Below are 17,398 nucleotides of genomic sequence, written 5' to 3' on the forward strand. Positions count from 1 at the left end.
TCTAGTGCGCGTGCGGCTCGCGCGTCAGCTGCTGGCCCGCATTGGCGGGCAGGCGCATGAACATCGCCGTCGAAATGGCGCAGATCGCCCCGACGATAAAGAAGGCCAGGTGGAAATCCGACAGCAGCAGCTCTCCCCCGCCGCGCATGGCGTGTGCCGCCTCCAGCACCCCGCCGCCCACGGCCACGCCCAGCGCCATGGTCAGCTGGCCGGTCACCTGGCTGATGACGTTGGCCTGGCCGGCTTCCTTGTCGTCGACATCGGCGAACACAAACACGCTTGATCCGGTCCAGAAGGTCGAGTTCCAGAAGCCGGTAAAGACCAGGATCGAGATCATCAACGGCACCGGGGTTTCGGGCGTATAGAACCCCATGATCAGGATGCCGATGGCCGAGATGCCAGTCGACACGATCAGCGAAATCTTGAAGCCGAGTCGCTTGAAGATCCAGCTGGCGAAGAACTTGGCGACGATCGCGCCCAGCGCCCCGGCAAAGGTCACCATGCCCGATTGGAAAGGCGTCATGCCGAAGATCAGCTGCAGCATCAGCGGAAACAGGAACGGCGTCGCGCCTTGCCCCAGCCGGAACGCCGCGCCGGCCACCACCGAGCTGCGGAAATAGGGCAGGCGAAACAGGCGCAGGTCGAGCAGCGGATACTCGGTGCGCAGCGCGTGGCGCACATAGAGCGCGCCGATCCCAATGCCGATGGCGGTGGCGATTATGCCCACGATGGGCGGCAGGGCCGGCAGGCTGATCACCGAGGTGCCGAAGGCGAACAGCGCGAAGGCGGTGCCGGCCAGCACGAAGCCCCCCAGGTCGATCCGCCGCGGCGCGTTGCGCTGCGTTTCGGGCAGGAACCGCCCCACCAGCACCACGCCGGCTATGCCGATGGGCACGTTGATCAGGAAGATCCAGTGCCAGCTGAAGAAGGTGGTGAGAAAGCCGCCAAAGGGCGGCCCCATGATCGGGCCGATCAGGCCCGGCACGGTCAGCCAGGCCATGGCATTGACCAGCTCGTGGCGCGGCGTCGCCCGCACCAGCACCAGGCGCGCCACCGGCGTCATCATCGCCCCGCCCATGCCCTGCACGAAGCGCGCCACCACGAAAGCCAGCAGCGACCCCGACATTGCGCAGGCGATCGAGCCGATCATGAACACGACCATGGCGATGCGGAATACGTTGCGGGCACCAAAGCGGTCCGCCATCCAGCTCGAAATCGGCACGAAGATGGCCAGGGCGACCAGGTAGGCGGTCAGCGCCAGCTTGAGCGAGATCGGGTCGGTGCCAATATCGGCGGCGATGGCCGCCAGTGATGTGGCAATGACTGTCGCGTCCATGTTTTCCATGAACAGCGCGGTGGCTAGGATGAGGGGGACAACTCGCGACACGGCATCTGCCGGGAAATTCCCGGTCACTCCTTCCGCATGGTGACGGCCCCGTGGCCCGAGACATTGCTGCCCGCATCGGCCGGCAGGCGCCAATAGATGATGCCGGCAAGGGCGCTGAGGCCCCCGACGACGAAAAACGCGATCTGGAAATCGACCAGCGCCAGTTCGGCGCCGCGCAGCCTTGTGCTGGCTTCGAGAATGGCGCCGGCCACCGCCACGCCAAAAGCCACGCTCAACTGCTGGCCCACCGCGACGATTGCCGTGGCCTGGCTAGCCTCTTCATCGTCGACATCGGCATAGCCGATAGCGTTGGACCCGGTGAAGAACACCGAGCGCAGGATGCCGCCCAACAACAACACGGCCATGATCAGCGGCACCGGTGTCGCGACGTCGAACAGACCCTGGACCGCGATCAGCAAGCCGCCGAAGAACGAGGCAAAGCCAAGCGTGCGCGGAAAACCGAAGCGGGCATAGACGCGTTCGGCGATGAACTTGCTGGCAATGGCGCCCAGCGCCGAAACGAAAGTGATGGCCCCGGACTGGAAGGGCGAGAGACCGAAGCCCAGTTGCAGCATCAACGGCAGCAGGAACGGCACCGCGCCCACCCCGATGCGGAACATGGAGCCGCCAGTGATCGACGAGCGGAACAGCTTGTGCCGGAACAGGGCGGGGTCGAGCAGGGGAAAGCTCGTCCGCCGCGCATGCAGCAGGTAGAGCACACCGGACGTAACCCCCACGGCCAGCGTCAGATAGCCATAGATGAGCGGCAGAGCCGGCAGGCTCACCACCGAAAGCCCGAACACCGTGCCCGAAAACGCCACGCCGGCGAGCACGAAGCCTACCATGTCGATGGGTCGCGGATTGCGCGCGTCCGGCACGTTGAGGAAGATGCCGGCGAGGATGATCCCGGCAATGCCGATGGGAATATTGATCCAGAAGATCCAGTGCCAGCTGAGATAGGTGGTGAGAAACCCGCCGATCAGCGGTCCGGTCAGCGGGCCGATCAGCGCCGGCACGGTCAGCCACGCCATCGCCGATACGAGCTCGTTTCGCGGCGTCGAGCGCACCAGCAGCAGGCGCCCCACTGGGGTCATCATCGAACTGCCTATGCCTTGAAAGAAGCGCGACGCAACGAAGGTTTCGAGCGAGAACGAGAACGAGCAGGCCAGCGAGCCCAGCATGAACACGAAGATCGCCAGCCGGAAGATGTTCTTGGCGCCAAATCGGTCCGCCATCCAGCCGCTGATCGGGATGAAGATCGCCAGAGCCACGAAATAGGCGGTCAGCGCCAGTTTGAGGGCAATCGGTTCGGATCCGATATCCAAGGCGATCGCCGGCAGCGACGTCGCGATGACGGTCGAATCCATCTGTTCCATGAACAGGGCGACCGCCAGGATAAGGGGGGTAACGCGGATCACGAGGGTGGGACCGGAGAGGAATCGTGGAAGCCGCGGACGCGGCTGACATGACTATGACGATCAGCGCGGCCCGTGAAAAGTAAAGTTATGCCTTGTATGGAAGTTTAGTTGGCCCAGGCCAAGGGTTTGCAGGCTTTGCCGCTGGCAGGCGACAGCAGGAATTCCTTGTCGTCCTTCCCGGCCTCCAGGGCGAAGCCGTCCTCTTCGTCCTCGCCGCAGCTATTGGTCATGCGGATATAGCCGTACTCGCTCAGGTCCAGCAGGACCTTGCCATCGGCGCCATGACTCAGGATGACCCCTCCACCGTCGCAATCGACGCCGCAGGACACGACCCCCTCATGCTCCGAGCAGGCACCTGCAGCGCGGCCCGATTGCCCGCCGCGAAGATCGGCGGTGAGCTCGAAGTAGTGAAATTCCCCATCGAACTGCATGGTGAAATCCATTGCCGTCACGAGCTGGTCCGGATGGGCAGCCAGGTGTTCGGCGCTATATTGGCGGCTCCAGCACCCGCGCGCGCCCTTCTGCGCGTCCACGAAGCTGGTCAATTCCCCCGCTGCCACCGATGTTGCCGCCATCGCCGCCCCTGTCGCCCACGCGATCCGCGCCAACCCTCTCAAACCCATCTCGCTCTCCCGTGCCAGCACGTCCACTTATGCAGCGCCGCCCTGCATGCGGCAAGCGCCCGAACCCCTATGCAAGTTGTCCTGCCGGTGCTATTGACCCTCGCCAACCTGAGCCCGGCGAGTCCATCGCCCGGTTCGCACTCCAACATTTCTGATTGTATCAGAAGGCAGGAAAGGTCTGGCCTTGGCGAAGATTATTACCACTGTCACCGGCGACTACGCGCTGACCTTTGACGACGTGCTGCTGCAGCCGGCGCGCTCCGATGTACTGCCGGGTGAAACCGACATTTCCACCTATGTTACCAAGGACATAGCGCTCAACCTGCCGATCATTTCCTCGGCCATGGACACGGTCACCGAAAGCGCCATGGCCATCGCCATGGCCCAGGCCGGCGGACTCGGCGTCATCCACAAGAACCTCACGGCCGCCGAGCAGGCCGAGCAGGTCCGCATGGTAAAGAGTTTTGAGTCGGGCATGGTAGTGAACCCTATCACCATCGGTCCCGACGCAACGCTGGCCGACGCGCTGGCGCTGATGCAGGCCAATCGCATCTCGGGCATCCCCGTGGTCGAGAATGGCGGTACCGGCGGACGTGCCATCGGCAAGCTGGTGGGCATCCTCACCAACCGCGACGTGCGCTTCGCCTCCCATCCCGCCCAGCCCATCCGCGAACTGATGACCTTCGAAAAGCTGGTCACTGTGCGCGACGGCGTCTCCAAGGATGAAGCCAAGGTGCTGCTGCACAAGCACCGCATCGAAAAACTCCTCGTCGTCGACGCCGACTATCGTTGCACGGGCCTCATCACCGTCAAGGATATCGAGAAGGCCCAGCTTAATCCCAACGCCGTCAAGGATGCCCAGGGACGCCTGCGCGTCGCCGCCGCCTCGACCGTGGGCGATCAGGGCTTCGAGCGTTCCCTGGCCCTCATCGATGCCGGCGTGGACCTCCTGGTCATCGACACGGCCCACGGCCATTCCGTGCGCGTCGCCGAGGCAGTCGAGCGCGTCAAGCGCGAGAGCAATTCCACTCGCATCGTCGCCGGCAATGTCGCCACCGCCGAGGCCACCCGCGCGCTGATCGATGCCGGTGCGGACTCGGTCAAGGTCGGCATCGGTCCGGGCTCCATCTGCACCACCCGAATCGTCGCCGGCGTCGGCGTCCCGCAGCTCGCTGCCGTCATGGCCTGCGCGGAAGAGGGGGCCAAACACGGCATCCCCGTCATCGCCGATGGCGGTATCAAATTCTCCGGCGACATGGCCAAGGCCCTGGCCGGCGGCGCCTCCTGCGTCATGGTCGGCTCGTTGTTGGCCGGCACCGACGAGAGCCCGGGCGAGGTCTATCTCTACCAGGGGCGCTCCTACAAATCCTATCGCGGCATGGGCTCGGTCGGCGCCATGGGCTCCGGCTCGGCCGATCGCTATTTCCAGCAGGATGTCCGCGACCAGATGAAACTGGTGCCCGAAGGCATCGAGGGCCAGGTGCCCTATAAGGGCGCCGCCGGCGCCGTGCTGCACCAGCTCGCTGGCGGCCTCCGCGCCTCCATGGGCTATACCGGCGCCCACAACCTCAAGGACTTCCGCGAGAACTCCGTCTTCGTGAAGATCTCCGGCGCCGCGCTGAGCGAAAGCCACGTCCACGACGTGACGATCACGCGCGAAGCGCCGAACTATCGCAGCGGGCGGTAACGGCAGCATCTCCGGAAAACAGAAAACCCGCGGCTTCCACCGCGGGTTTTTCGTTATCCCATCTTGCGCTTGTGCTTGTCGTTGTAGGGGTTCTCGCTGCCCCCGCGCACCCAGAGGCGGATCGGCGTGCCCTTGATGTTGAACGCCTCGCGCAGCCCGTTGACCAGGTAGCGCTGATAGGCCATCGGCAGCACGTCAGGCCGCGATGCGAAGAGGATGAAGCTCGGCGGCCGTGTCTTGGCCTGCGTCATGTAGCGCAGCTTGAGGCGGCGGCCCGAGACGGCCGGAGGCGGATGTCCATCGACCATGCCAGCCAGCCAGCGATTGAGCCGCGCCGTCGACACATGCGAATTCCAGCTCCGCTCGATGGTGAAGATGGCTTCCATCAGCTTGTCGATATTCTTGCCGGTCAGGCCCGACAGCGTCACCAGCGGCACGCCGCGCAGCTGCGGCAGCAGCCGGTCGCATTCCTCGCGCAGCATCTTGAGCGTTTCGTTCTTGTCCTCGATCAGGTCCCACTTGTTGACCGCGATGACCAGCGCACGCCCCTCGCGCTCGACGAGGTCCGCCAGGGCCAGATCCTGCTTCTCGAACGGAATGGTGGCGTCGAGCATCAGCACGACGACTTCGGCATATTGGATCGAGCGCAGGCTGTCGCCCACGGCAAGCTTTTCCAACTTCTCGGTGACGCGGGAGCGGCGACGAATGCCCGCGGTATCGACCAGGTTGATTACCCGGCCCTCCCATTCCCACGGCACCAGGATCGAGTCGCGGGTAATGCCGGCCTCGGGGCCGACCAGCACGCGGTCTTCGCCCACCATGCGGTTGATCAGCGTCGACTTGCCGGCATTGGGGCGGCCGACAATGGCCACGTTGAGGTAGCGCTTGGGGTTCCAGCGCAGCGTTGCCTCGTCGCCCTCGCCCTCGAGCATGTCCTCGGTGATATCGACATCCACCTCTGGCAGGGCGTCGATGTCGTCGATATTGGCCGCGTCGGCGGCCTCCTTGTCGGCCGCCGCCTTGTCGATGGCAGCCGAGACGATGGAGTAGAGTTCCGACAGGCCAAGCCCATGCTCGGCGGATAGCGCAATCGCTTCGCCGAAGCCGAGCTTGAACGCCTCAACCAGCCCGGCTTCTGCCGCGCCGCTTTCGGCCTTGTTGCCCACCAGATGCACGTCCTTGCCGGCCTTGCGCAACACCTGCGCGAAGCGCTGGTCGAGCGGCACCACGCCGGCGCGGGCATCGATCATGAACAGGATGACGTCGGCTTCCTTGATCGCCATCTCGGTCTGCTGGCGCATCCGGTCTTCGAGGCTGCCATCCTTGACGTCCTCATAGCCGGCCGTATCGAGAATGCGGAAGGTCAGGTCGGCAATGCGGCCCTCGGCCTCGCGCCGGTCGCGGGTGACGCCCGGCGTGTCGTCGACCAGCGCGATCTTGCGACCGACTAGGCGATTGAACAGCGTGGATTTGCCGACATTGGGACGACCGACAATGGCAACGGTGACGGTCATGCGTGTGTATTCCAATCCGGCGTGAGGCAGAGGCAGCCGCTATTGCGCGGCCGGCTGGGCCTCGGTGGTGGCGGCGGGAGCATCCGCTGCGGGGGTCTCTGCAACGGGAGCTTCGTCGCTGACGATCTCGTCGATGGCGCTTGCTGCGGCTTCCGCGGCATCGGTTGCCGGCTCCGCAGCGATGGCGCCTTGCGACAGCAGCTGGGCCAGGTAGTAGCCCATGCGGTTGCGCACGGTGCTCTGGGCCAGGGGGTCGTTGACCACGGCCTCGAAGCTTGCCTGTGCGGCGGCAAAGTCGCCTGCCTTGTACTGGGCGAGGCCGAGGGCCTCGCGTGCGGCATTGCGCAGGGGGCTGCCTTCGACGGCAATGCTGCCGACGCGCGATTCGACATCGGCCAGGGTGCCGGCATCGACCATCAGCGTGCCACCGAGCACCAGCGCCAGCTCGCGCAGGCGGGGATTGGACTGCGTATTGGCCAGCGCATCATAGGCGGCCACGGCATCGGCAATGGCGCCTTCCTTGACCAGCACGCCCGCCTTGCGGAACTGCGCCAGCACCGGATAGCTGCCCGAGCCGTCCGCAATCAGCGCGTCCAGCTGCGACTGTGCGGCCGGCAGGTCGCCGCCATCGATCAGCTCGAACGCCGCATAGAGCTCGTCCGACGACTTGGCGGCATTGTTGGCGTGATACCAGGTCCAGCCCTCGTTGGCGGCCACGACCAGCACAACGCCGACCGCGGCGCCGATCACATAGGGCGCAAAGCGGCGCCACAGGGCGCGCATGCGATCGCTGCGCAGCTCCTCGTCGACTTCGCGGAAGATATTCTGTTCGGACATGGCCTGCCTAAGGTCACCAGTGAATTCGGGCGCACGTTTAGCATGCTGCCCGGCGAAAGCAAACGCCCGGCGACCCGGTGGATTGCCGCAAGCATGCTGGCAGATTTCTGGCGATTAGCCGCTATTCCCACTCGATCGTGCCGGGCGGCTTGCTGGTCACGTCATAGACGACGCGATTGATGCCGCGCACTTCGTTGATGATGCGGGTGGCGGTCTTGCCCAGGAAGTTCATGTCGAACTGGTAGAAGTCGGCCGTCATGCCATCCACCGACGTCACGGCACGCAGGGCGCAGACGAATTCGTACGTCCGCCCATCGCCCATCACGCCCACGGTCTGCACCGGCAGCAGCACCGCAAAGGCCTGCCAGATCTTGTCATATTGGCCCGACTTGCGGATTTCATCTAGGTAGATGGCATCGGCCTGGCGCAGGATGTCCAGCTTTTCGGGCGTGATGCCGCCCGGGCAGCGGATGGCGAGGCCTGGGCCGGGGAAGGGGTGGCGGCCGATGAAGCTCTCGGGCAGGCCCAGTTCGCGGCCCAGCGCGCGCACTTCGTCCTTGAACAGCTCGCGCAGCGGCTCGACGAGTTGCATGTTCATGCGCTCGGGCAGCCCGCCCACATTGTGGTGACTCTTGATGGTGACCGAGGGGCCACCGGTGAAGGACACGGACTCGATGACATCAGGGTAGAGGGTCCCCTGGGCGAGGAACTGCGCGCCACCGAGCTTCTTCGCTTCTTCCTCGAACGTCTCGATGAACAGCCGGCCGATGATCTTGCGCTTGGTCTCGGGGTCGGACTGACCGTCCAGCTCGCGCAGAAACACCTTGGACGCATCCACATGCACCAGCGGGATATTGTACTGGTCGCGGAACATGGTGACGACCTGCTCGCTCTCATTGAGCCGCATCAGCCCGTGATCGACATAGATGCAGGTGAGCTGGTCGCCGATCGCCTCGTGGATCAGCACGGCAGCTACCGATGAATCAACGCCACCGGAAAGTCCGCAGATTACCTTGCCCGTACCCACCTGCGCCCGGATCTTCTCGATCATCTTCTGGCGATAGGCATGCATGTTCCAGTCGGACTCAAGCCCGACGATCTTGTGCACGAAATTGGCCAGCAGCTTCCCGCCATCGGGCGTGTGCACGACCTCGGGGTGGAACATGGTGGTGTAACGCTTGCGGGCTTCGTCGCCGGCAATGGCGAAGGGCGCATTGGGCGATGTCGCCATGACCTTGAAGCCCTCAGGCAGTTCGGTCACGCGGTCGCCATGGCTCATCCAGACCGGATATTTGCCGCCGACATCCCAGATGCCCTCATAGAGCGCGCTGGGCTCCAGCACTTCAACATCGGCGCGGCCGAATTCGCGATGGTGCCCGCCTTCGACCTTGCCGCCCAACTGCAGGCAGAGCGTTTGCTGGCCGTAGCAGATGGCCAGGATCGGCAGGCCGGAATCGATGATCTCCCGCGGCGCCCTAGGGCTGCCTTCATCGGTCACCGAAGCAGGCCCGCCCGAGAAGATCACGCCCTGGGGCTGCATCGCCGCGAAGGCGGCTTCTGCCTTGTTGAAGGGGTGCACTTCGCAATAGACGCCCGTCTCGCGAATACGGCGCGCGATAAGCTGTGTGACTTGCGATCCGAAGTCGACGATCAGGATCGATTGCGGGCGGTCGGCAGTGTCTGGGCTTTGCATGGCGAGCCCTTATCGCCGCCGCGAAGATTCCGCAAGCGGCTTAGGTTGCAGGACTGGGTTGCTGATCGGGTTTTCGGCCCAGCCCGAAGACGAAGCGGGCATAGAGCCAGCTGATGGCGAGGAAGCTGAGGCCCATGCCGAGGAAGCTCAGCACGCGCCACAGCCCTTCGAGGTCTGCCGCATCGAACAGGAAGACCTTGATCGTCGCGGCCAGCACGAAGACGAAGGACAGCGCCCGGGCGCCCAGGTTCTGGATGGCGACGCCGATGATCAGCAGCGCCGCACCGAAGGCGAGCATGCCAATCGAGTAGGTGTAGGACTCGGCGTCGGAGGTCAGGCCCTGCAGGTCGAGCGGGTGGAAGGCGTGGCGGATGTCGAGCACCATCAGGGTGAACAGCACGAATACTGCGGCGATGGAGAGGCCAATCCCGGTCCTGGCAATGGTGGTGCGGCCGTCCTGCCGAACGAACCAGCCGATGGCAAGCAGTGCCAGGGCCGGCAGGCCGAGCGAAAGCAGGGCGATATTGAAGACGGGCGGCCCCATCAACTCGTAGCCGGGCCAGAACGTATAGAGCGGCAGCACCGCCGCTTCAGCCATGCCCAGCACGGTGAGGACCGCCAGTCCGAGGCCGGACAGGTAGAATGTGGGTCGCTGCCAGCGCCGTCCGACATAGAGCGCCGCCGCGGCCAGTGCGAGTTCGGGCAGGGCAATCCGGGCGACGGTGCCATGGGCGGAGGCGAACGCCATGCTGTCTACCCCACCCAGCACCAAGAGGCCGAATGCCGCCAGGGCCAGGCCGCCGACATCGAGGCAATCGGCGAAGGTATCGGCGGGCTGGCGGCGGAACAGGTAGCCGGCGCCCAGGAAGGCAAGGCCGGGCAGGATCAGCAGCACCCATGGCGCGTCCGACAGGGAGGGTGTGAAGGCATAGGTCGGATCGAAGCTGAGGGCCGAAGCGAAGCCGTTGGCATTGATGGCACCAAGGATCAGCAGCGCATAAATCGCCGACAACCACGTGGCGACGATACGGAGTGCACCGACCCCGGTGCGACGATGCACATAGGCCAACCCCACCACCTGCAGCGCAGCGGCAGCCGGATAGTAGAGTGGGTCGAGCTCAAGCACGATGACCAGCGACACGAAGGCGGTGACCGCCGAGCCGAGGATGGCATAGACGCGGTCGCGCTCTGCCTCGCCGGCAATGGCAGGTCCAAAGCGCCACAGCAGGGCCAGCAGCCCCACCGCGAGCACCAGCGCACCAAGCGCCCATAGATGCGGCTCGTCCAGCGCTGCCTGCCAACCTGCGGCCTTGCCGAGCCCGGCCAAGTAGAAGAATAGAGCGACGAAGGCGACGGTGCCAGCCGCCAGCACTCGCGCCTGCATGCGGCGGAACTGGTCGAGCGCGAAGAAGCCGAACATCGCCGCAAAGATGGGAATGAGTACAGCCGCCGCTTCCGGCTCCGAATTGTCCCAGCCCAGGATCGCCAGTGCCGTGGCCGCCAATGGCGCGAGCGGCAGATGGCGCAAGGCAACCGGCGCGGCGAAGGCCAGCGCTACGATCAGCCCGGAATAGGCAAGCATGCCCTGCCAGAACGGCATGGCGAAGCCCGACTGCGACAGCAGCATGAGAAAGCCCAGGCTGCTCAGCACCACCGCCGCAACGACGGTCTGCGCCTCGGCACGATTGTCTCCCGCCATCCCCGTGGTGGCCAGCGGCTGCCGCGCCGCCGACCATGTCGGATGGGCCGCTACCAGCACCACCACCGCAATGCTGATCAGGAAGGCCGTGCCCCAGACATGATCCGCTTCAAACCCGGGCAGGGTGCTCCACGCAACGACCCACGCGGCCGGCCCGAGCAACACCACGAGCCCGATGTTCCACCAGTTCTTCAGCCGGATGACGACGAACATGCCGATGAGGATCGCCGTGAGATAGCCGAACAGCACTGCGGCCGAGGGCTGGTCGCTCGGAATAAGGGCCGGCGTCACGTAGCCGCCCAACATGCCGACAATGGCCACCGTGCGGCCGAAGACCAGGGCAATACCGATGCCGATGACCGTTGTCGCCGCCATGGCGACGAAGCCCGCCGAAAGCGGCACGAGGTCATAGACAACCGAAGCCAGGTAGGCGGTGGCAAACAGTGTGGCAACGCCCGCCGCCGCCAGCGCGGCCGCAATGGCCGGCCCGTTGTCGGCGGTGACCCGCCGGCGCACGACCTCGGCGCCAACCAGGAAGCCGAAGGCTGCCAGCAGCGCGGCAAAGACACGGAACGCCGGCGTCAGCAGGCCCGCCTCGATGGAGTAGCGGACAAAGAAGAAGCCTGCCAGCGACAGCGCCAGGGCGCCCAGCCAGACCGGCAGGCGTACTCCGATGAAGCGTTCCCAGTCGAATGGCGGTCGCGGCTTGGGTGGCGTTGGCGGCGCCAGATCGAGCTCGGCCTCGGTCAGGCCCTCGGCCCATTCACCATGGGTCGGATCGTCTTCTTCCTCGTCCCCGTCCTGATCCCCGATATCGACCTCGCCCTCGGCGTCGCTTGTCGGGGGAGGGGCGCCCTCAGAGGCGGCAGGAGCAGCAGGCGCGGCGGCCGGCCGGACAATATCCTGGCTTTCGGCCGGCGGCGGCGTCTCCACCGTCTGCGGCGCAGCGGCGCTGGGCGCCCGTCGCTCCAGGTTTTCTAGGCGCACGCGCAGACTGGCATTCTCGCTGGCCAGGCGGGCGACACGGCCGGATTGGCCCACGGCCATGACCAGCGCCACGATCGGGGCGATCAGATAGAACGCGCCCAGCAATACGGCGAATGCGACAAGTCCGTCCATGATGCCCCCCGGGCGCAAGAGGCCACGCGCATTTGGGGCCGTCAAGAGCCCGGCGGCTCAGACGCCCTTTGACCATCGCCCAAGCGGCCCGCTTGCGGTCCAGCCCCGGCAATGGCACCTGTACCCTGCCGACGAATGCCGAACGGTGCGTCGCGAGGACCAAGATGACCACGAACACGACTCGCCTCTACGGTGCCGACTTCATACGCGCCAGCGCCTGCTTCATCGTGCTCTTCCATCATCTGGCCCAACGCGTCGATGTCCGCAGCGAGTTCGGCTCCAACGCCTTCATACATGTGTTCAACAGTGCCGGCGGCTTTGGCGTTGCCATGTTCTTCGTGCTGAGTGGCTTCCTGCTGGCCCGGCCGTTCTGGCAGGCGCTCGACGCCGGCGAACCCGTGCCGTCCCTCCGCATCTATGCCTTGCGCCGAGCCGCGCGCATCGTGCCCGGCTTCTGGCTGGCGCTGACGGCCACCTTCATCTTCAGCGTGACGGTCTTCGGCGCCGTGCTCGATGGCTGGCTGTGGCTGCGCTATGCCGCCGGTCTGCTGCTGGTCAGCGATTGGCACTGGACCACCCTGTTCCCGGTTGAGGTCAATGGTCCGCTCTGGTCCATCGGCTTCGAGGTCAGCTCTTACGTTATGCTGCCGCTCGGCTTTCTCGCCATCTTTGCCTTGGGGAAGGGGCGGCTGCACGGCTGGCCAGCCCGCCTGGCCTGGCTGGTTGTCCTTGCCGCCGCCCTCGGTGCCCATTGGTTGTTCTACAGCAATGTAGAGGTCGATTCCGTCCGCCGTGGCTGGAACTATGGCCTGCAGGGCGGCGCCAAGCTCTGGATGCCCTGGTTCAATCCCTTTGGCTTCTTCGCCATGTTTGCCACCGGCGCGCTGGCCGCCGGCATCCAGGTGGCCGTTGCGCGGTTTCGTTCGATCCTGTTTGACGTCGTGGCGGTTGGGGCCCTGGTAATTGCAGGTTGGGCCATGTGGGTCATGGGCCTGCGGGGCGGTGGCGAGTTCTATGGCTGGTTGCAGGTGCCCTACCAGTTTCCGACCTTTCACGTGATGATCGGGTTGGCGCTCGCCGCAGCGCCGTCGAGCCTGCTCGTCGGGCGCATCCTCGACAACCCCCTGGTGTCGTGGCTCGCCCGCATCTCCTTCGGCATCTATGTCTGGCACTATCTTGTGCTCGAACTGGTTCGCCACTATTGGGTGCCGGAAATGGACCACAGCACCATGAGCGATCCCACCAAGTTTCTCGTGGCCAGCGCGATCATTTCGGTCATCACCCTGGTCATCGCCACGCTGTCCTGGCGTTGGCTGGAACTGCCCATGATCAACTGGGCCCGCGGGCTGGAGCGTCGCAAGCCACTCGAGCAGCGCATGCCTGCCTGACCGCAACGAACGACACAGCAGGCACGTTTGCACCGCAAACCGCACAGGATTTCCGCTTGACCCATCAGCGACTGCTTGGTGCAGATTTCCTGCGTGCCATCGCCTGCGTGATGGTGCTCCTGCACCATCTGGTCTTCCGCATGGACCTCAGCAGGGCTCCCGATATGGCCGAGCCGATCATGCTCTTCCTCGTCATGGGCAGCTTCGGGGTCTCCATCTTCTTCGTGCTCAGCGGCTTCCTCCTGGCCCGGCCGTTCTGGCTGGCGCTCGATCGCGGCGAGCCCATGCCCTCGCTGCGCATCTACGCCCTGCGCCGCGCGGCGCGCATCCTGCCCGGCTTCTGGGTCGCGCTCACCGTGAGCCTGGTTTTCAGCATCACCGTCAGCGGCTCACCACTTGATGCCGAACACATCCTCCGCTTCCTCGCGGGATTCCTGCTGGTCAGCGACTGGCACTGGCTGACGCTGTTCCCAGTCGACAATAACGGTCCCCTCTGGTCCATCGGCTTCGAGGTTACGTCCTATCTGCTGTTGCCATTCTGCCTCGCGATCCTCTTTGCCCTCCGCCTGCGCGCCTTGCCGGCACGGCTTGCATGGCTTGGCATCATTCTGGCTGTGCTTGCTCTTCACTGGCTAGTGGTGCAGTGGGCGCCAATTGATGAGGTCGAACGTGGTTGGAAGCACGGGCTGCTCGGCGGGGCCAAGGCCTGGATGCCACGCTTCAATCCGATCGGCTTCTTCGGTATTTTCGCCCTGGGCGCGCTCGCCGCTGGCATTCAGGTTCGGCTGGCGGCCTTGCGCCATTGGGCATTTGACGGGCTTGGCCTGCTGGCACTCGCCGCTGTCGGCGGCACAATGGCCGTCTACGTCGGCAGGCCGACCGAAGGCTTTGGCCTCCTCGGCATTCCCTATGGTTTTCCCGTGGTACCCATTGCCATCGGGCTAGCGCTGGTGGCCCTGCCATCCTCCGTATTGGCGGGCCGCTTGCTCGACAACAGGATTGCCCGGTTCATCGCCAAGATTTCGTTCGGCATCTATATCTGGCACTTCCTCATCATTGTCCTGATGGTGCGCCTGCTGCCGCCCAGTTTCCAGACAGGCGGCGAGCATGGCTGGAGCATCTGGCTGTGGTCGAGCGCCACGGTCATCATCCTCAGCATCGCCCTGGCGACGCTAAGCTTCCACCTGCTGGAGCAGCCGGTGGTGCGCTGGGCCCGCCGGCTGGAGAAGCGCGAGCGCCTCGAGCCGGCGCCGGCCTAGTTCAAGGCGGCGATGGAAAAGTTGAGCAGCGACGCGAAGCTGACCCAGGCCAGATAGGGCGCGAACAGCCATGCGGCGATCTTATCGTATTTCCGTGCCACGACGATAAAGGCCACGATCAGCGCCAGCAGGGCGACGATGACAGCAAAGGCCGGCCACAGCATCTGCCCGATGAACCAGACCGGCGACCAGGCCCAATTGAGCGCCATCTGCGCAAACCAGATTTTCATGGCGCCGCTATGCGGATCCACCATCCAGATGCGCCAGCCGGCAACGGCGATCATCACATAAAGCGTGAACCAGACAGGCCCGAAAATCCAGTTCGGCGGATTGAACGGTGGCTTGGCGAGGCTTTGATACCATTCGCCCGGGATCGACTGCGTCCCGATCAGGGCACCGACGCCAATGACCACGACGAGAAAGATGCCCAGGGTCAGCCATGGGCGGGGCGTCTTGTAGTCGGCGAGGGAGGGGACGGTCATGGCGGTCACGCTGGTTCCAGGGGCACTGCTAGCTGAACGTGACAACTGTCGTCCGAGTTTCACTTATTGCGTGATTATGCAGTCGGTACGCTCGATTGTCAGCGAACCGGTGCCGCCGTCTTGTGCCACGTAGCTCAGCACGACCCTCGACTCGTCCGCCGACCAGGCTGCCGTGACCTCGTGAAAGAGCGGCTGGTTGCCCGTCAGCGTCAATGGGCAACCGGTCCGGACGCCACCTGCATCGAGGATGGCGACGCGGTCGCAACCGGCATCGCCGCACAGTTCCCCCAGTTCGATCCGTGCCGCGCCGGAAGGCGACACCAGGTCATGCCGGGTGTCGGGCGCAGGGAACATGACCCAAACCGCGGCAAATGCCGCCGCGATCAGCACGGCGGCGCCGGCGACGAAACCCCAGAGCGGGACGCCGCTCTCCTGATTGTCCGGCGCCAGCGTCATGCGACCCGCCGCAAGGCGTTGAAATAGAAGCCATCCGTGCCGGTCAGCCGCGGCGTCAGCGCAATCCCGCCCTGGCTGGTTTGGAGACCTGCGGGCAGGGCAGTGCCGAAGGCCGACTGCCACAGCTCGTCGGCCTCAACCGAGACAAAGCCGGGATGGGCCGCGATGAAAGCCGCGACCTGATCGTCATTCTCCTCGGGCAGGATCGAGCAGGTGATGTAGATCAGCGTGCCACCGGGCTTGAGGTAGCGCTGGCCTTCGCCGAGAATGGCCGCCTGTTCGCCCATGCGCTGGGCCAGCAGGTCCGGCGTCAGTTTCCACTTGGTGTCCGGCCGCCGCCGCCAGGTGCCTGTGCCGGTGCAGGGTGCGTCGATCACCACGCGATCCATCTTGCCCGCCAGATCGTCGAGCGCCCCGGGCTGCGGCGCGCGGACCTGCACGTTACGGGCCCCATTGCGCTTCAGACGGTCATAGATCGGCGCCAGCCGGTTGCGGTCGCTGTCATAGGCAAAGATCTGGCCCTTGTTCATCATCGCCGCTGCCAGCGCCAGCGTCTTGCCGCCGGCCCCCGCGCAGAGGTCCAGCACCTGCTCACCGGGACGTGCCCCGGCTAATGCCGCCACGATCTGGCTGCCCTGGTCCTGTACTTCGAACCAGCCCTTGAGATAGCCCTCGTCCGTGGTGACATTGGGAGTGCGCGCATCGCGCGGCCCGGCCGGCATGGTCACGCCAACAGGCGAGATGGCGGTTTCCGACGGTTCGAACCGCGCCAGCGATTTCATCACCCGCTCGCGGGTCGCCTTGAGCGTGTTGGTGCGCAGGTCCAGCGATGGCCTTCCGGCCATGTCCTGGCCCTCGGCGATCCAGTTGTCGCCAAAGCTGCGCTGCAGCGACGGCGCCAGCCATTCCGGCACATCCGCCAGTACCCAGCCGGGTGTGTCGTCGCCCAACTGGCCCACGGCGCGGGCCATCTCCTCGTCGCTCAGGGCTTCCGGAGCGTGGCTGTCGCTGGCGAAGCTCTCGTTGAGCGCGGCCGGGTCCTCATGCCAGTCGCGCACAGCCACAGCCAGCACCAATGCCCGCGGGCTGTCGCTACCCATGGCTGCGGCATGCGAAGCGCGGCGGCGCAGCGCGTCATAGACCAGGTTGCCGATGGCGGCACGGTCACCGGCACCGGCGAACCGATTGTTCAACCCCCAGGCCTTGAGCGCCTCCGATACCGGCCGCTTGCGCGTCTCGACATCTGACAGGACGGCGATGGCGGCGGACAGGCGGCCGGGAAGGCGCATTCAGACACTCGGGGCTAGGATGACAAGTCGCAGCACGAGCCATAGCCACAGAAGCGCCAGCACCACAAGACCCGCGCAATAGACGGCGAAGCGCCGGTAGACCCGGTTGGTGGTCACATGGATCGCCGCGTGGACATATCGAAGGGCCACGAACAGCCCGGCCAGCACCACCTCGACCCATCCCGCGCCGCCGGACCACAAGGTCAGTAATGCCGCCACATAGAACAGGGCGGGCAGCTGAAACTGATTGTCGAAGCTGTTGGACAGCAGTCGCGCCTTGAGGGGATAGGCATCGCGATCCACGGCAATGTCCCTGACGGCGATCTCGCCGCGCGCCACCCGCGGCACGCGTTCAACGCCCATCCAGACCAGGAGGCCCATGGTCAGCAGCACCTGCAGCACAATAGCCAGGATCAGCAATTTTTCGGTCAGCGGCATCTCGGTCTCCAGGGGTGCGGCGCAGTCCTAGCGCATTCGGGGCCATACCGGCGTGTGAAATTGCAGGCAGGCGTTGAGACCCTGCTGCCTGCAAGAGATCGCCAATGGC

General features: G+C 65.2%; 14 protein-coding genes. 3 read left to right on the top strand and 11 right to left on the bottom strand.

The annotated features are described in order from the left end of the window. Position 1: 1 nt before the first annotated feature. The 3 genes from IH615_RS03665 to IH615_RS03675 all read right to left on the bottom strand — a co-directional run bounded on the left by IH615_RS03665 (position 2) and on the right by IH615_RS03675 (position 3,380). The gene (locus tag IH615_RS03665; protein WP_291359890.1) at positions 2-1,387 is read right to left on the bottom strand and encodes an MDR family MFS transporter; all 1,386 of its coding nucleotides are present in this window, start codon (positions 1,385-1,387) and stop codon (positions 2-4) included. A 23-nt stretch (positions 1,388-1,410) separates the two neighbouring features. Beyond that, positions 1,411-2,805, bottom strand: coding sequence for an MFS transporter (locus IH615_RS03670; RefSeq protein WP_291359891.1), 1,395 nt, complete (start codon positions 2,803-2,805; stop codon positions 1,411-1,413). Between the two features lie 104 nt (positions 2,806-2,909). Next, a complete protein-coding gene (locus IH615_RS03675) occupies positions 2,910-3,380 on the bottom strand; it encodes a hypothetical protein (RefSeq protein WP_291359892.1) in 471 nt (156 codons plus the stop codon). Between the two features lie 232 nt (positions 3,381-3,612). Between IH615_RS03675 and guaB the strand changes: the two genes are divergently transcribed. Then, a complete protein-coding gene (guaB, locus tag IH615_RS03680; RefSeq protein WP_291359893.1) occupies positions 3,613-5,115 on the top strand; it encodes an IMP dehydrogenase in 1,503 nt (500 codons plus the stop codon). 53 nt (positions 5,116-5,168) lie between these two features. Here the strand turns inward: guaB and der are convergent, their stop codons facing one another. The 4 genes from der to IH615_RS03700 all read right to left on the bottom strand — a co-directional run bounded on the left by der (position 5,169) and on the right by IH615_RS03700 (position 11,977). After that, positions 5,169-6,629: a ribosome biogenesis GTPase Der gene (gene der, locus IH615_RS03685; RefSeq protein WP_291359895.1), complete on the bottom strand. Its 1,461-nt coding sequence runs from the start codon at positions 6,627-6,629 to the stop codon at positions 5,169-5,171. 39 nt (positions 6,630-6,668) lie between these two features. Continuing rightward, positions 6,669-7,466, bottom strand: coding sequence for a tetratricopeptide repeat protein (locus IH615_RS03690; protein ID WP_291359897.1), 798 nt, complete (start codon positions 7,464-7,466; stop codon positions 6,669-6,671). Positions 7,467-7,587: 121 nt separating this feature from the next. Further along, positions 7,588-9,159, bottom strand: coding sequence for a glutamine-hydrolyzing GMP synthase (guaA, locus tag IH615_RS03695; RefSeq protein ID WP_291359899.1), 1,572 nt, complete (start codon positions 9,157-9,159; stop codon positions 7,588-7,590). Between the two features lie 40 nt (positions 9,160-9,199). Then, complete coding sequence (locus IH615_RS03700; protein ID WP_291359900.1) at positions 9,200-11,977, bottom strand: DUF2339 domain-containing protein; 2,778 nt, start codon at positions 11,975-11,977, stop codon at positions 9,200-9,202. A 164-nt stretch (positions 11,978-12,141) separates the two neighbouring features. On the opposite strand from IH615_RS03700, the gene IH615_RS03705 reads away from it, so the two are divergent. Further along, positions 12,142-13,365 (top strand): acyltransferase, encoded by a 1,224-nt coding sequence (locus IH615_RS03705; RefSeq protein ID WP_291359902.1) that lies wholly within the window; start codon positions 12,142-12,144, stop codon positions 13,363-13,365. A gap of 56 nt (positions 13,366-13,421) precedes the next feature. Then, entirely contained in the window at positions 13,422-14,624 is a 1,203-nt protein-coding gene (locus IH615_RS03710) for an acyltransferase (RefSeq protein WP_291359904.1), read from the top strand. Here IH615_RS03710 and IH615_RS03715 read toward each other — a convergent pair. From IH615_RS03715 to IH615_RS03730, 4 genes are all read right to left on the bottom strand, one after another. Beyond that, positions 14,621-15,106 (bottom strand): TspO/MBR family protein, encoded by a 486-nt coding sequence (locus IH615_RS03715; protein ID WP_291359905.1) that lies wholly within the window; start codon positions 15,104-15,106, stop codon positions 14,621-14,623. The two genes, IH615_RS03710 and IH615_RS03715, sit on opposite strands and share 4 nt — an antisense overlap. Positions 15,107-15,169: 63 nt before the next feature. Beyond that, positions 15,170-15,562 carry a hypothetical protein gene (locus tag IH615_RS03720; RefSeq protein ID WP_291359907.1) on the bottom strand — a complete coding sequence of 131 codons (393 nt, stop codon included), beginning with the start codon at positions 15,560-15,562 and terminating at the stop codon, positions 15,170-15,172. Continuing rightward, entirely contained in the window at positions 15,559-16,851 is a 1,293-nt protein-coding gene (locus IH615_RS03725; RefSeq protein WP_291359909.1) for an RsmB/NOP family class I SAM-dependent RNA methyltransferase, read from the bottom strand. The genes IH615_RS03720 and IH615_RS03725 overlap by 4 nt, the downstream gene beginning before the upstream one ends. Next, a complete protein-coding gene (locus tag IH615_RS03730; RefSeq protein ID WP_291359911.1) occupies positions 16,852-17,289 on the bottom strand; it encodes an MAPEG family protein in 438 nt (145 codons plus the stop codon). Positions 17,290-17,398 lie beyond the last annotated feature (109 nt).

This window comes from Devosia sp. (assembly GCF_014860165.1).
Classification (GTDB): Bacteria; Pseudomonadota; Alphaproteobacteria; order Rhizobiales; family Devosiaceae; genus Devosia.